The 16,606-nt window shown below is 57.6% G+C and carries 12 protein-coding genes; 4 read left to right on the top strand and 8 right to left on the bottom strand.

The window, feature by feature from the left end:
* Positions 1-8: 8 nt before the first annotated feature.
* From EPN93_18605 to EPN93_18590, 4 genes are all read right to left on the bottom strand, one after another.
* A complete protein-coding gene (locus EPN93_18605) occupies positions 9-752 on the bottom strand; it encodes a hypothetical protein (GenBank protein TAL31035.1) in 744 nt (247 codons plus the stop codon).
* A 4-nt stretch (positions 753-756) separates the two neighbouring features.
* Positions 757-1,632, bottom strand: coding sequence for a hypothetical protein (locus tag EPN93_18600; protein ID TAL31034.1), 876 nt, complete (start codon positions 1,630-1,632; stop codon positions 757-759).
* A gap of 39 nt (positions 1,633-1,671) precedes the next feature.
* Positions 1,672-2,577 carry a hypothetical protein gene (locus EPN93_18595; GenBank protein ID TAL31033.1) on the bottom strand — a complete coding sequence of 302 codons (906 nt, stop codon included), beginning with the start codon at positions 2,575-2,577 and terminating at the stop codon, positions 1,672-1,674.
* 216 nt (positions 2,578-2,793) lie between these two features.
* Entirely contained in the window at positions 2,794-3,471 is a 678-nt protein-coding gene (locus EPN93_18590) for a hypothetical protein (protein TAL31032.1), read from the bottom strand.
* Positions 3,472-4,721: 1,250 nt separating this feature from the next.
* On the opposite strand from EPN93_18590, the gene EPN93_18585 reads away from it, so the two are divergent.
* A complete protein-coding gene (locus EPN93_18585) occupies positions 4,722-6,209 on the top strand; it encodes an AAA family ATPase (GenBank protein TAL31031.1) in 1,488 nt (495 codons plus the stop codon).
* A gap of 384 nt (positions 6,210-6,593) precedes the next feature.
* Positions 6,594-8,159, top strand: coding sequence for a hypothetical protein (locus tag EPN93_18580; GenBank protein ID TAL31030.1), 1,566 nt, complete (start codon positions 6,594-6,596; stop codon positions 8,157-8,159).
* A 300-nt stretch (positions 8,160-8,459) separates the two neighbouring features.
* Here EPN93_18580 and EPN93_18575 read toward each other — a convergent pair whose 3' ends face one another.
* Positions 8,460-8,984 (bottom strand): gamma carbonic anhydrase family protein, encoded by a 525-nt coding sequence (locus EPN93_18575; GenBank protein ID TAL31029.1) that lies wholly within the window; start codon positions 8,982-8,984, stop codon positions 8,460-8,462.
* A gap of 604 nt (positions 8,985-9,588) precedes the next feature.
* Here EPN93_18575 and EPN93_18570 point away from each other — a divergent pair.
* Both EPN93_18570 and EPN93_18565 read left to right on the top strand, forming a co-directional pair.
* Entirely contained in the window at positions 9,589-11,160 is a 1,572-nt protein-coding gene (locus EPN93_18570) for a 2-isopropylmalate synthase (GenBank protein TAL31100.1), read from the top strand.
* A gap of 346 nt (positions 11,161-11,506) precedes the next feature.
* Entirely contained in the window at positions 11,507-13,402 is a 1,896-nt protein-coding gene (locus EPN93_18565) for a PAS domain S-box protein (GenBank protein TAL31028.1), read from the top strand.
* Here EPN93_18565 and EPN93_18560 read toward each other — a convergent pair.
* The 3 genes from EPN93_18560 to EPN93_18550 form a co-directional block, all read right to left on the bottom strand.
* A complete protein-coding gene (locus tag EPN93_18560; protein ID TAL31027.1) occupies positions 13,356-14,012 on the bottom strand; it encodes a hypothetical protein in 657 nt (218 codons plus the stop codon). The genes EPN93_18565 and EPN93_18560 overlap by 47 nt on opposite strands.
* An 18-nt stretch (positions 14,013-14,030) precedes the next feature.
* Complete coding sequence (locus EPN93_18555; GenBank protein ID TAL31026.1) at positions 14,031-14,696, bottom strand: hypothetical protein; 666 nt, start codon at positions 14,694-14,696, stop codon at positions 14,031-14,033.
* Between the two features lie 90 nt (positions 14,697-14,786).
* Positions 14,787-16,433, bottom strand: a complete 1,647-nt coding sequence (locus EPN93_18550) for a Na/Pi cotransporter family protein (GenBank protein TAL31025.1) — start codon at positions 16,431-16,433, stop codon at positions 14,787-14,789.
* Between the last annotated feature and the right edge of the window lie 173 nt (positions 16,434-16,606).

Below are 16,606 nucleotides of genomic sequence, written 5' to 3'. Positions count from 1 at the left end.
CCCCGGACCTAATCAATGACGGTGACCGTATTCGAAACGCAGGACAGCCGATTGAACTTATCGAGCAACAGGACATAGACATTGTAGGTGCCCGCCGCCGGCAGGTTTGTGTTCTCATCTGTTCCGGTTAGCGCATGGAATATGACCGTCTTCGGGTCACCGGCCGTATAAAAAAAGGAAGCATGAGACATATCAAAATCGATTGTGCTGACCAGCGAATTCTGAAACCTCACCTGGTAGAATCCCGAGCGATCGACTGAAAAGTCGACACTCATGGTGCCGCCGGACGCGAGCGTGGTGCTGCCGGTCCAGGTCGATGACGAAAAGACAGGACCGGTCGTGCCGTCTCCCATGTCGATGGTGCGCGAGGACGACGCGCCTTTATCGTCCGTGGCGATGACCGTGATGGGGATTGAATCGCTGCTGCCGCACGTGGATTTTATGAAATAATCCACGGTGCACCCGTCGGCGGTATGCACCAGATTGCGCATCGTCCCCTGCGCGGATTTGAAGGCATAGGTGATGGGATCGCCCTCGATGTCATGTGCCTTCACCGTGAGCAGCATCTCCATGCCGGGATAGATCTCGACGGCAAGGGGGTCGATATTCGACGTAAACGTATCGATCACCGGGGACTCGTTTTTTTCGAAGCTTTTCATATCGGCGATATAAGACTCACCGCAGCCGGCTCCGCCGAGCGCCGCTGATGCGGCAAATATCCCGGCCAGGAATGCCCTTATCGTGTTTCCCATTTCCCTACAACCTGTATCCGCACGACATGCCTATTACCCCGGCCTGGAAGACGCTCGCGCCATCGAAGAAGAACGCGTATTCGGCCCACAGCCCGAAGGAGTACGCGCCGCGGTTCGGGCGATACATCAGTCCGCATCCCGCGGTCGCCGCAAGCAGGTTCGACTTCATGACGTCCCCCTCGCCGGTTTCAAACTGCGAGATGCCCAGACCCCCTCCCAGCTTCGGGATCAGCGTGAACTCCCGGGCGAGGAAATAGTTGTAGGCCAGACTCAAGGTGACGGGAACGATCCTCAGGGACTGGCCGGAATTCGTTCCGCTCTCCGAACGGAGAAAGCCCGTTTCGAACATTAATCTGAGGTTGGGCGCCATCATGGAATTGAATCCCATTCCGAGCGTATACTGTCCCGTCGTCTTAAGATCGGCCCTGCCGGAATCAAGCGGCACGAAGGCGGCGGGTTTCATATAAAACTCCAGGTCCACGGGATAGTGGGCGTCCCGTGAAATCTCCCTGATGTCCCTTCTCAAAATGGTCCGCTCGGCCGGGGAGTCGGGCTTGTCACGCACGGTGATCGCGTCCTTGTCCTGGTCCACCATGTATTCCCTGGTTATTGAACCGTCCATGCCCAGGATATAGACCTCTTCCATGTCCATGTTCCCGTACATCACCCGCGTGATGTCCGCGTTGGGAATCTCCCGCTCGCGGTCGCCGTCTTTCAGCGTGATCCCGGTCCTGGTTTCCCGGACAATCGTCCCCTTGACGACGCTGCCGTTTTTCAGGTAGACGATCTCGGCCGCCGCGTTGTGCGTCATCCCGAAGACCGCACACAGCGCTAAAAGGATGGAGACGGCCTGGATGGCTCGTGTCGCCTGGACTCTCATATCAGCGATCTCCCTCGTTCACGAATCGCCTTCCGGTTCCTATTGCTGCTCGGGCACCCGGCGCCGTATGTCGCCCTTGGGTATCTCTATGACGCTCTCACCCGTGTCGAGCTTGAGCCCGGCCGCGGTCGTTTCTTCGACGGAACCTATGATCTGGCTTCCGTCCCTGAGAAAGAGCCTCACCAGGGGCTTCCCCTGCTTTTTGAGCTTTTGCAGCGCCGTGAGCTTAATGTCCTCGATCTTCTGATCGATCGCCCGCTCCTCAACCTCGATCTTCTTGAACACCTTCTCGATCTCGGCGGGTTTTTTGGTTTCGATATTCTCGATATAGGGCTGAAGCGCGTGCTTCTCGAGGATGAGCTCCTCCACGCGAACCTGGGGGACGACCACGGCGCGGCCGTCACTACCGACCGCGGCGCGCTTTTTCACCGTGACGGGCTTCTCGGTCTTGTCCACGGGCGTGGATACGGCAACGGTCCCCTCGCGCACAAACACGCCGCCCCGCGACCAGTCCGAGGTCACCATGAATTCGGTGCCGCGGACGGATGCGACCAGCGTGGGTGTCTGCACCCTGTATTCCGTTCCGGGCCTCTTTAAAACGCGGGAGAAGATCGCCCCACTTTCGAGCTTCAACTCCGTCGCCCCGTTTTCGGCGATGATCGATTTCAGTTCGAGCCGCGAATTCTCGGCGATACGGACTATTCCCACTTCATTCAATTGTATGGTCGCCGACGACATTGCCTCGGTCGTGACGACGGCCCCGCGCCTTACCTCGTCGCCGACGTTGAGCGCGATCGGCTTACGCCCGTCGTAGGTGACCGATACCTGCCCGGTGACGAGGGTCGTGACCGCCCTGGCCTCCCTGGATTTGCTGCACTGAACGACGTTCATCATGGAGAGGACCGTGAGGAGTGAGAACGCTCGCATTGCTAATCTGTAGTTCATGTGATTCCCCCGAAGAGACTGGTGCAGATTTTAATACCACGCCATTTTTTTGTACACCGCGCCCATGCCTGAAGCCAGTGGGAGCATTTTGCGAATAGATTTGGCAAACGCCTAAAATAAGAAAGTATCAACTCCATATTCTCGTTGAAGTAGTCGAGATGAAGTCTGAAATTTGACAAAATTTTTTCCGACATCTGCAATTTAAAGCCCGCGTCATTACGATTTACCGGGAATCCATTCATATCGGTATATGCCCCAGGCCATTAGAATCAGCGGGATGAAGACGAAGTTCCCCACGGGATAGAAATCGATCCCGTGCATCACCGGGAGGCTGCCCAGCGTCATCTGGAAAAACAGTACTATGGAAAACACCAGGAGCCGGAGCTTGACGCGCTCGTTTTCATTGACCGCGCTCTTGTTTCTCCTCGATAACATGAAGATTCCATACATCATAGTCAGCAGGGCGAATGCGAAGAACACCTGCAGCATGATGCCGGCCCTGGGAATGTATCCCCATGGGGATTCCCGGAGGCCGTAGATGTAATAATCGCTAAATGTAGAAAGCGATATGACCGCGCTCAGGGCGAAACCCGCGACAGTTACCCCCCTGTTCCTGTAACGTGCCACCGAATGAATGAACAGAATCCCCATCCAGGGTGCGAACACGTACAGGGTGTGAATGGCGCGCTCTATTCGCTCGATCCGACCCGTATCGCCCTTGAAGAAAAGATTGGGGACAATATCAAATGCCGTTAAAGACGACCACAGGCACAAAAGTCCGAACATTGTCGTTTCGGATCGCCGGTTCCTCCTGGTAACGGCAACGCTAAATAGCGACAATCCCGTCAGCAGCAGCAGACACCGGGGCAGCGCATACACAGTTATGTTTGCCATGAAACCGTCCATCCGAGTTCCCATTCCGGTCAGGATCGGGGACGATCCGCCGGATTGGGGGACATCCTCCGCACCCCGCAATTACTTAAATAAAAAGGCCCCGAATGGAGCCTTCGTTGATAAAAAGTAATAAACTGCCGGTCACGGTCTGTCAATAGGCGTGGAACAAGATGTGCTTCTCAGGGAATGAACTGTGCGTCGAAATCACATTTTCCCCCTGAGCACCTCCAGGAACGCGGGTCCGACCGGAAGATCGGTATCATCCATGTCTTTGAGGCGCACCCGGCAGCGGCCTGACTGCACACAAGAACAATTGCACTTTTCTGCGATTCGTCACTGACTAATTTAAATATCCAGGAAATTGCGTCCACTTTCCGGATAAAGGGCGCACCCAAAAAAATAGGGGAATCGTTTCCGATTCCCCTTTGTATACAAAGAGACAGGGATCGCTCTAAGTGGGGGGTGGGAGTTAAGGTGGGGCGAAAGGGGAGAATGTGTAACAGCCCTGTCCCATAGTATTCGTGTTAAGCTAGAACATAAAGGACTCGCATGCGTCGAACGATTTTACATCGCCGTTGACGAGCGTACCGCGAAAGATTGAGACAACGGTGCGGAACGCGGGTTCGGGCGCGGAGCGGTTCTCCTTACGACCAGGAGCAATTTCCTGTCCCTGAGCAGTATACGGATATCCAGCCCGCGGCCCGGGACCCTGAGCATGAAAACCAGTTGCATTGAATTCATAACCGTTCATATCGCTCCTGTAGTTGACGTTTAGTGTGCACCCGCTGCCTTGTAATCATGGCCGACGCTTGAGCCCGATCAACCTGTGGTTTTATCGGAACCCCGAAATCCGTTGACGCTTCGCTTCTCTAAGAGTTGCGATTTGATTATCTGCAATCCGCATCCTTAAACTTTGCACGGAGAATAGCCGCACGATCTGCAGTAGAAACAGCCCGATTCGGGAACCAGCCGTGCGCCGCATTCGGGGCATACCTTGAGGGACACCGCCTGTTCCCCTGAAGGTCGGTTCATTATAAGTTCGCCCTGGATAGACACCATACTACACCTCCGTGTTCCTTACAAATATATAGTATATTTATGTGTAGTATATGGCAAGCATTTTTTCTTAAAAAGTGAAATTTTTTATTTTTGGCCCATAATTGTTTTGTATTTTTATACATCCCGCAGGAATAGATACGGGAATAGGCGGCAGTACACGATGCGAGCCAGATGCCAGGGGAAACGAACAAATGACGAAACCAGCGTATGAAACCAACAAGGATCTCGAGGAGCTCCTGAAAAGCGACCTGACCGAGGGCCCAAATCCCAGCGCGGAAACGGTGGGCGGTAAAACCGGCGCCGCGGGCCATCGGGGGGATGTGAATTTCAGCATCAAGCCCGAAGAGCTGGAGAGCTACCTTAACCGGTACGTGGTGGATCAGGCGGGCGCGGTCGAGATCATCGCGACCAAGGTGTGCACGCACTTCAACCGGATGAAGCTCGAGAAATCGATTCCCGAGGAAGAGCGTATCCTGGGCAACATCAAGAGCAACATGTTGCTCATAGGCCCCACGGGCGTAGGCAAGACCTACATCATAAAACTCATCGCGAAGAAGATAGGCGTGCCGTTCGTAAAGGCGGACGCGACCAAGTTCAGCGAAACCGGGTACGTGGGCGGCGACGTGGAAGACCTGGTGAGGGAACTGGTGCACGAGGCCGACGGCGATATCAGCCGTGCCGAGTACGGCATCATCTACCTTGACGAGATCGACAAGATCGCGTCGTCCGGGAGCCTCGTGGGACCGGACGTATCGCGCACCGGCGTGCAGCGGAACCTCCTCAAGCTCATGGAGGAATCCGACGTCGATTTAAAGACACCGCACGACCTCGCCTCGCAGGTCGAGGCGGCCATGGAGGCGCAGCGCACCGGCAAGGTCACCCGTAAGAAAATCAATACCAGGAACATCCTCTTCATCGTATCGGGCGCGTTTGGCGGGCTTACGGAAATCATCCGGCGCCGCATGAACATGCAGTCGATAGGCTTCGAGAAGGCGGGCGCACGGCGGGAAGACGTCCAGAACCTGTTCAAAAAGGTAACGACCGAGGACCTCATCCAGTTCGGGTTCGAATCCGAGTTCGTGGGCAGGCTTCCCGTCACGGTCGTCCTGAACGAAATGTCCGAGGACGGATTGTTCAGGATACTCAAAAACAAGTACTCCACCGTGGTGCTGGGTAAAAAGATGGACTTCAAGTCCTACGGGATCGAGCTCGATTTCACCGACGAGGCGCTGCGCGTGCTCGCCGGCAGGGCGAACAAGGAAAAGACCGGGGCGCGCGGGCTGCTGTCCGTGTTCGAAAAGGCGCTCATCAAGTTCGAGAAGACGCTCCCGTCCACCGAGATCACCCAGCTTCAGGTCGATAAAAGCGTGGTCGACGAACCCGAGGCGGCGCTGCGCAAGATGCTGTTGAACGACAATATCAAGAGCTTCCAGAAAAACTTCCTGGTGAAATTCGGCATCTATATCGAGTTCGACAGGGACGCCGCGGAGCGTATTCAGGAAATCGCGATTGCCAATCACAAGAGCGTCAACCAGGTATGCGAGGACCTGTTCCACGACTACCCTTACGGCATCAAGCTCATGGGCCTCGAAAATTTCCGCATACCGGGCGAGGCGATCGACAACCCATCGCACTATCTGGACGAGTACGTGCGGAAGAATTTCAAAAAAAAGGTATAGGCGCAGATCTCCCGGGTAGTCCCCGGGCATCGTCCCATCCTAAAATCCGGATGATTTGGGGGCTGATATTTCCCGCTCCCGCGCGATGCGGATGCGGCTCGCATGGGGAATGCGTCCGGCCTGTAACGCCGGCCTTTATCCACAGTCTCCGATATAACCACCATGCACGGCTATGCGGCGTATCCCCATCATCGTAAAACGATTGACATAATATAATACAGGGACCACTGTATGGATAAATTTTCATACCAAAAACATACAGATTCGACGACCCGCTTCCGATCCAGTATGGCCAAGGGGTGAACAATCATCGCGATCCGCTACGCATGGAGGTTTGCCCCGTCCCGGGATGAGGCGGGAGCATCGAGGCATAGGGTGATCGCCATGGCGTTATTTAAAACCGCTCCCTCGTTTATCAAAAATAAATTCGGCGACGATTCTTACCTGGTGAAGCGAAAGGCGGGGGCGCTGTACTACTTCAGCGTGAGCACGATCACCATACTCCTGCTCATGATAACGATCTTCCTTGTCGCCCAACCCGTATCCTACGAGCGTTCCGTCATCGCCATCGGCACGCTCATTTTCATGATACTGGGCACCCTGCTTATCCTGGTAAGCGGGCGATACACCGCCGCCGCGAATTTCATTGTCATGGGGACGGCCCTCCTCCTGATGCTCGCGCAATTCGCGAAGCTCGCCAAGGATCCCCATACCGGGTATACCTCGTATTTCTATCTTATGCTTGTCATAGTGGTGATGGCCGCCCTTTTCTGTAAGAGAAAGTTGCTGGTCGGAGTTTCGGTGTTCTTCATAGCGGGCGATCTCGCGTTTTACATCATGGTACGGGACAGGCTGGACGAGCTTGGATCCCAGGCGGCCCGCGTCGGGGTGGTCGACTCTGTCTTCACGTTCGCCCTGGTCACGGTGCTTTCATATCTCATCGTCTCCATCACGGAGGGCGCCATCAGGAGGTCCGACAGGGAAGCAAAAACCAACAGGGACAATTACCGTAAAATCCAGTCCCTGCTCGAATCGGTGAAGGATTCGTCGCAGACCCTGGCGGGCTCGTCCAGCGAGATGAAATCGCTCACGCTCGGTTTCATGGACAATTTCCAGAGCCAGGCCTCCTCCGCCGAAGAAATCACCGCCGCCATGGAGGAAGTTTCGTCCACCACGGAGCACAACGCCGGGAGCGCGTCCGCGCAGTTCGAGACCGTCACGGGATTCCTCGACCGGCTCAATGTACTGTCGGGGATGGTCGACAGCACCGGCGGGAAGATCAAGGAGAGCATGACCGTGGTGAACGATATCGCGGTCCATGCGAAATCGGGCGAGTCGTCGCTGGAATCCATGCAATCGAGCATGACTAAAATTCACGAGGGCTCCGACCGGATGACGGGCATCGTCGAGATCATCGATTCGATATCGGACAAGATCAACCTGCTTTCGCTCAACGCGGCGATCGAGGCCGCGCGCGCCGGGGACGCGGGCCGGGGGTTCGCGGTCGTGGCCGACGAGATATCCAAACTTGCCGATCAGACGGCATCGAGCCTGAAAGAAATCGACTCCCTTATTAAGCTGAATATCGGCGAAATAGCGCGGGGCTCGACGACGATGGACACGGCGGTGCTGACCATACGAAGGATCATCGACGGCGTGGGGGCGGTGAACGCGAGGATAAGCGAGATCGCCGGCGTTATGGCCAGCCAGGACGAGATCAACCATGGTGTCAACGAGCAGGCGTCCATCGTCAAGGACCGCGCGAGCGAGATCAAGTACGCGTCGGCCGAGCAGATGACCGCGTCGGAAGAGATCGTGAAGTCGATATCGTCCGTGAATGAGATTACGCAGGCGAATTCCGAGATACTGAACGTACTAAAAAATCATGCCGAAGAAGTCTCGCGGCTCGCCGATTACCTGGAGCGCCAGGTTACGCTCTTCGACGCGTAGGCCGGACCGATTTAGTTGACCCGCGCCTTTTCGCTCATTGGGGACCGGTACGCAGCGCAACGAATTTTGAACGATTCCGTCCGGAATCCGTTATGCGCCACCTGTTAACCCCGCACGCGGCCCGGCACCGGGGTCGGTTGCATCCGGATTGTGTTCGGGGACTGAGGTGTTTCGGGAAAAATGCCGCTGCAGATGCGGTTTTGTGGTCGAGATTGATTTTCAATCATCCGCGCATAGCCGCGTTATGCCATAGCACACTCCGGGGCACGCGAGCGCATCGGCCCCCCGGCCCTTCCCTCCCTAATCGATTCTCCTGAAGCTCTCCCGGTACTGCGAGGTGAGGTCCACGTATATCTGCTTGCCCAGGTTCCAGACATCGCGATGCTTCTGCTGGACGTCACCCTTTTCCTTCGCAGGCGCTCCCGCGTAGACCTTCGCGCCTGGAACCACCTGGCGGTTCACCACGAGGGAGTGCTCCCCGATGATCGCCCATTCGCCCACCGTGGAATAGTCGCTTATCACCGAGAGCATGCCGATCACGGCGAAGTCGTGGATGGTGCAGTTGTGTATCATCGCCATGTGACCGATCGTCACCCGTGTGCCGATATCGGTCTTGTCGAAGGGGCGCGCGTGGATGGTGACCCCCTCCTCGACCGCGGTCTCGTCGCCTATGGTGATGGTCCCGTAATCGCCGCGGATGATCGCCCCGAATCCCACGTAGCAGTTCTTCCCGATTGTCACGTCCCCTATGATCTCCGCCGACGGCGCGATCCACGTCCCCTCGCCAATCCTGGGCCTCCGGTTGTTGACTTCGTAAATGGGCATCGCGTTCCCCCTGGAGCATATGTGTACCCGGCCGATCGGCACGCCGGAGAGTCACGGCGCACGGCGGGGTTCGGGCGCCGATTCGCGGGCCACCCTTCATGAGCGCGTTATATCATCGGAAACCGCGCTGTCAATCACATCCTGAACGTTCGACCAACGGTCTCCCAAGTTAAAAAAACGCTTCCATACCCTCCGGGGGATTCAGGGGGCCTTCTGAGGCAGTTTTTGTGATTCAGAATTACCGAAAGAAATCGCTTTTGTTATTTCTCGAATAATCCGTAAATAATATTGACAGTTTCGCCGTGCGCGCTTAGCTTGTATGCAATTAAACGAAATGAATTCACGAGATCTGAACATAAGCCTCGCCCTATCGTTGCTGCGACTTACGGAGGAATCCATCGCGCGGATTTCGTGATATAGCTATTGTCTTTGAATATCCAAAGGCCGTCACGGAAAACCGCGACGGCCTTTTTATTTTGGCGGCATCGGAGGTGTAAGGGAATGAAAAATATCCCGCGGAGTCTCGAGAAAGCGTGACGGCGCCGGATTGGCGCGCGGCTAAAAGTGTGAGCATATGCACAAACACGAACAGGAGATTCAGGCAATGAACGACAATAAAATCATCATTTTCGATACCACGCTCCGCGACGGGGAACAGTCGCCGGGCTTTTCAATGAATATGGACGAGAAGCTTCACTTTGCCGACCAGTTGACCAGGCTCGGGGTCGATGTGATCGAGGCGGGCTTTCCCCGCTCGTCCAAGGGCGATTTCGAATCGGTGAAGCGCATCGCCGAACGCGTGAAGGGCGTTCAGGTTGCAGGACTCGCGCGCGCCGATTTCGAAGACATAGACGTAGCCTGGGAAGCGATAAAGAACGCCGAGAACCCGCGCCTTCACACCTTCATCTCGAGCTCGGACATCCATATCGTCCACCAGTTCAAGAAGACGCGCGAAGAGGTGCTCGATCTCGCGATCGCCGCGGTGAAGCGCGCGAAATCCTACACCTCCAACGTGGAGTTCTCGCCCATGGACGCGACGCGCAGCGACCGGGAATATCTGGCAAAGATGGTCGAGGCGACCATTGAGGCGGGCGCGACGACGGTGAATATCCCGGACACGGTGGGGTACAGCATCCCCTCTGAGTTCAACGATCTCATACGCTACCTCTTCGAGCGCGTAGGCAACATCCACAAGGCGGTAATATCGGTCCACTGCCACAACGACCTGGGGCTCGCGGTGGCCAACGCGCTCGCGGCGGTCGAGGCCGGCGCGCGGCAGATCGAATGTACCGTGAACGGCATCGGCGAGCGCGCGGGCAACACCTCGCTCGAGGAGGTAGTGATGGCGGTGAAGACCCGGGCGCAGATATTCAACTGCACAACCGGGATCAACACGAAGCAGATCATGCCCACGAGCAAGCTTCTCACGCACATTACGGGCGTGACCGTCCAGCCGAACAAGGCGGTCGTGGGCGCGAACGCGTTCGCACACGAATCGGGCATCCACCAGGACGGCGTGCTCAAGAACGCGATGACCTACGAGATCATGAACCCCGAGGACGTGGGGATCAGCCACTCCACCCTGGTGCTGGGCAAGCACTCGGGGCGTCATGCCGTGATCGACCGGCTCAAGGCGATCGGCTATAATTTGAACGATGAGGAGCTCGAGCGCTTTTTCAAGTACTTCAAGGCGCTGGCCGACGTAAAAAAGCAGGTCTTCGACGAGGACCTCGAGGTGCTCATAGGCGAGGCCCTCTACAAGGAGAAGGGCCGCTTCAAGGTGACTAACGTCCAGATTTCCACGGGCATGTATTCCCCGCCCATGAGCCTGGTGACCGTGAAGGACCGCGAGCGGGACGGCGCCGAAACCTTCGACGTTGCGCACGGGAACGGCGGCGTGGACGCGGGCGTGAACGCGGTGATCAAGATCACCGGCACGAGCGCGCGGATCAAGACCTTCAACCTGGTCGCCATAACGGGCGGTTCCGACGCGCTGTGCGAGGTAACGGTCACCGTCGAGGAAGAGTACGAGGGAAAACCACTTCGCGTCACCGGCAACGGGGTGAACATCGACATCTCGGTCGCGGGCATACTCTCCTTCGTGGACGCGCTCAACAAGCTCGAATACCGCAAAAAGGTGAACGGGATACGCGAGCGCGTGGAGGCGCGCTTCTAGCCTTTGTCGTGGAACCTTGCTCGCGGAAAGGGGGAGGGTTCACCTCTCCCTTTCTTACACGCCGAACCAATGAAAGGACACCTTTCACAGGATCAGCTTAACAAATAAACACCGTCCATCCGGTTCGTTTTTTCCTTTCAATTGAAGTATTTCGGCCACCGTCTGTCCGCAGGCGCGTTATCCGCAGCAGTTATGGCGGATTACCCCGGCACGCATCGACGGCCCTGCAACAAACACGCGTCATGCGAAATCCGCGATACTGGAGATTATTATTATTATTTCTTGAATATATTCTGAAAATCGTTTAAAATCTTTATATAGTAAATCTAAACATTCACCACACCACATGAGCGCACATTCACACGACCTCCTGGGCGACTCGCTTATCTACCAGTCGCTTCTCCAGGCAATTCCCGACATCATCTACATCATAGATGACAGCGGGAACTTCGCGTTTGTGAACGAGGCCGTGCGCAAGCTCGGGCACGACCCCGCGGAACTCATGGGAAAGCATTTCAGCACGCTCCTCCCGGAGGGGACCGCCGGGGACATATCCTACGATCACGCGACGGTCCTCCTCAGGGGCACCGCAACCGGGGACGAGGCCGCGCCCAAGCTTTTCGACGAACGGAGGACGGGAAGTCGCGTTACGCGGAATCTTAAGCTGCGTCTTGAGCAGCGCGATCCGGAAGGCGATTCCGCGGGGATGGACGGCGAGGCGTACGCGGTGGGGATTCACCGGCGCGGGCAGGAACAGGACGACCGCCGCTACTACGGAACCATAGGCATCATCAAGGACGTCTCGGAGGTCACCAAATCCGAGAATACCCTTCTCAAGACGATACACTACTACGAGATGCTCATCGAGCACATCTCGGACGTCATACTCATCGTCGCGGGCGACGGCACGATCCTCTACGCAAGCCCCTCGGTCGGAAGGGTGCTCGACTACACGGATGCCGATATCATCGGCGAAAACGAGCTCGACCTTCTGCATCCCGCCGAAAGGGAGTCCATGGAACAGTTCTTCTCGAACCAGGTGCTCTGGACCCTGGGCGAGTGGAAAATCGAGTGCCGTATCAAAAACCGGGAAGGGGCCTGGAAATACTTCGACAAGACCGTGAAGCCCATCTTCGACCAGAACAAGATCACCACCTGTTTCGTCTGCTACCTGGACGACATCACGAGGCAGAAGCGGGCAGAGGAGGAGCTTGCCGACAGTGAGCGGCGTTTCAGGATGCTCATTGAAAGCTCGCGCGACATTATTTACCGCTACCGCGTGAGCCCCCTCCCCGGTTTCGATTATATCAGCCCCTCGGTTGAGGATGTCACCGGGTATACCCCCGGGGAAATTTACGACCATTCGGTTTCCTATACGGACATCATTCATGAGGAGGACCGCGCGCAGCTCCTGGACATCCAGGCCTCCTCGGACGTGTTCGCGAAACCGATCATCCTGCGGCTGCGCAAGAAAGAGGGCGGATTCGCGTTCACGGAGCATGTCACCGTTCCCGTGGTCGACGGGGCGGGTAAGCTCCTGGGCGTCGAGGGAATCGCGCGCGACGTTACCGAGCGCCGGATCGCGGAGGAGAAGGTCATCGCGTCCCTGCACGAGAAGGAGATTCTCCTGAAAGAGATACACCACCGCGTGAAGAACAACATGCAGATAATTTCCAGCCTGCTGAATATCCAGGCGCAGGGGGTGCGGGATCCCGCCGTGGTGGAGATATTCAACGACATGAAGAACCGCATTCACTCGATGGCGCTCATCCACAACAGCCTGTATCAGTCCAACGACCTTGGGCGCATCGATTTCGAGCATTATCTCCCGCGGCTTATGCAGATGCTGGCGGGGTCGTCGATATATTCGAGCCGGAGGATCAAGCTCGAGGCGAGCGCGTGCGGATTTCAATTGAATGTCAATATCGCGGTGCCCTGCGGGCTGATAATAAGCGAGCTCGTTTCCAACGCGATCAAATACGCGTTCCCCGGGGACCATACCGGGACCGTGTGGGTGGAATGCGGCCTCGATGACGGGAACTACCGGTTCAGCGTGAAGGACGACGGGGTGGGTCTCCCCGAGGATTTCGATATCGAGCGCTGCTCGTCAATGGGAATGTACATCGTCAAGCTGCTCACCATGCAGCTCATGGGAAGCCTGCAGGTATTCAACCGGGGCGGCGCGCATTTCGTCATCACCTTCCCCGCAGGGATGCGGGAAAAAGGAACTCCCGGCGGGTGATCTTTTTCCCTGCGCCCGCGCGGCGTTCTATATAGTAACCTGCCAGGTCCGCACCCACCTTGAGCGCCACGAGTATGGCAAGATACACCATGGAATCCCCCATGCCCAGCCGGCCCGAGAGGAATGCCCCGCCCAGGATCACCGCCTGCTGTATCGCGACGCGGACATACGGCCTGAACATCTGGGAGGCGGGGTTTGCGTCCCGGTAGCGGCCCTCCCCCACGTACCCCGCGAAAAAATCGTACGCGTGTCCCGCCCCAAGGGCGAGAAGTGCCGCTGCGTACCATCCGCCTCCCGGCGAGATTTCGCCCCAATCACGCACCTGCCCGCCCACGAGCGCGATAATGAAGACCAGTTGGATGAGCATGAACCCGAAGTAATGGAACATGAAGAAGGGGACGAGGAAAAGTTTTGGCTTCCCGGCAGGACCGCCGCGTGCGAGCGCGATCCTGAAGATGTTGAATCCGCCTATGATGACGCTTTCCAGCCAGTAGAGCATCACCACGTCGAACACGCGCATGCGGCCGTTAAGGACCTCGACGACCGGGAGCGCGTTCGCAAGGACGATCATGAGCGGGAGGGACACGAGACGGCGCGGAAGAATGCTCATGACGGCCTGCCCGGCGCGTTACGCCCTGCGTTTTTTCTCGTACTCCTTGAGGTACTGCTCGATGAGGCTTCCCGCAACCCCGGGCTCCTCGTCCTTTACGGGTTTCATCCTGCGCATAACCGTGTCGGCAATCAGGCGCGCCGGCTTCATGAAAAACGTCTTGATCCCGGACGCGAGGTCGGCGAAAAACTGGAGGAATCCCTTTCCAAACGAGCGCTTCGCCGCGCCTGCCGACGGCTTCAGGAGTTTTCCGCCCGCCGAGGTAACGGAGCTCGCCGCCGAGGCCACCGTGCCGACGGTGCCCCTGATGCCCCTGATGCCCGACACCGCGACTGTTGCTCCCTGGGAAACCGCCGCGGCCGCGTGACGGCCGTAGGCTGCGGGAATGGGATTGTGGATTTCACGCGTGAAGACGCGGCCCGGCTGGAAGGGATTGCGCTCGGGCAGCTTTCTCCAGAAAATGATGGTCGACCTGGATTCCGTCGATTTATCGATGCCGAAGAGCACCAGGTAGTAGAAGTATCTGAAAATATTTATGAATATCATGAAAAACTGATACCAGATGTCCATGAAGACCAGGAAGGTTTCGACGAGAAGCTTGCCGAAGTCCACGATCCGGTTGAAGAAGTTGAAAAAATTATCTATCGAGTTGTTGTAAAACTGGCGCACCAGCAGATATTTCATAATGACCTCGCCTGAAGCGTACATGGAAATGCGGAACGGTGACGCCGCTACTCTAGTTCAGGTATCGGCCCTGTCAACTTTTTTGCGAAGTTAAATTTCCATCCCGCGGCCGCCATGGCGGCGCCCGTTCTGGCTCCGCGGCGCGTCGGCCGGCGCGGCGACCTTCTCCTGCAGCGTTTCGCTCAGGTGATAGATGGCCCTCCAGATATGGTAGGCCAGGCGATCCAGCCAGCGCATGGCCTCGAGCTGTTCCAGGGCGTGCTCCGCGCCAATCGCCCCGGTCGCGGTCAGCTCCAAAACCTCGGCGCGTTGGGCCTTGCGGATACCCGCGAGGGACTGGGACATGGCCTCGAGAATGGGTACCGGCGCCTCGTTCGAGTAGCCCTGCAGCCAGCCCATCACCGAATCCAGCTGGGCGAGTTTGTCAAGGGCCACGGTGCGCAGCGCCCCGACATGGGCGACCGTGCGGATCTCGTCCTTTTCACGGCACGCGTCGACGATACGGTCGAGATGGTCGACCGCGTGGAGGAGCGAAAGGTGGCGCTGGTGCACGGCCGCCATGCCGGGCCGCGAACGCACGCCTCCCAGGAACCGGCTCGTCTCCCGGAGCGCCCTTTCGGACTCCTCGAGGCGTGTCTCAATTTCGCGGTAGCGAATTTCCGGGTCCATGAGCCCCCGGAGCGAGAGCATTATATGTGCGGCGATCGACACGGTCGCGCGGCGGGCGGCCTCAACGGCGACCGCGGGCACGTGCGAGACGTTACTGTCAAGGTTCCTCGTGAGCCCGGATCCCCTTTCCGGGAGCACGCGCTCTATGAAATCGCGCAAGCGCGGAACCAGGGGGAACAGCGCGACGATGCCCGCGAGGTAATACATGGTGAAAAACGCGGAGAGGAGTATGGCGGGGTCCGATACACCTACGGTCCCCAGCGCCCCCCGGACCGCCAGAATGAACTGTGGGAAGAGCAGGTAGGCAAGCGCCGCCGCCGCGAAATTGAAGCTTATATGAACGAGCGCCGCCCGCCGCGCCAGGACCGATGCGCCAAACGCAGCGATGGCCGCCGTGCTGGTCTTCCCGATGCTCTGGCCTATAACTATCGCCGCGGCCTGCTCGAGCGAGACGTTCCCGGTGTTCAGCGCGGCAAGCGCGGTGACCAGGGCGGCGCTCTGTGACTGCATGAGCGCGGCCATGAGCACCCCTATGCCGATGAGCGCGAGCCTCCCGGCCCAGCCCGTTCCCGGAAACGTCCCCACGTCCGCGTAGAGCGCCATGTCCCTCATGCCGAGCTGCAGCGTATCAATCCCCACGAACAGCAGCCCGAAGCCCGCGAGCACCATACCCCGGGACGCGTTCTTGCCGTGGAGGAGGAGCATCATGAGCGCCCCGACGCCCACGAGCGGCATGGCCATGATTCCCAGCTTCACCTGGAAACCCAGGAGCGACACGATCCAGCCCGTGACACTGGTACCCAGGTTCGCACCGAATATTATAAAGATGGCCTGCGTGAAGCTTATGAAGCCGGCGCTCACGAAGCCTATGGTCGCGAGGATGGTGGCCGCGGACGCCTGCAACAGCGAGGTCACCGCGAAGCCCGACGCGATCGCGGAGACGGGCCCCCCGGTGAAGCGCGTGAGCGAGGCGCGCAGGGTATCGCCCCCCACCGACTTGAGCCCGTCGGTCATGAGGATCATCCCGACGAGGAAAATGCCTATTCCGCCGAATATGACGAGTATCACTGTAATTTAGCCGATAATAATGTAAGTGCGCGCCTTATAGGTAAGACGTACCGTGGCCCTTTTGCAACCAAATAATTGGTTGAAAAATAGCTCACCGCGCCTAGGCTGACTATTTCAGGACGGGACTTTAAGGAAATGGAGATATCCCCACCTCTCCCACTCTTACACGTCTT

Source organism: Spirochaetota bacterium (genome assembly GCA_004297825.1).
Taxonomy (GTDB): Bacteria; Spirochaetota; UBA4802; order UBA4802; family UBA5368; genus FW300-bin19.
This window is presented reverse-complemented; position numbering and strand designations above follow the sequence as displayed.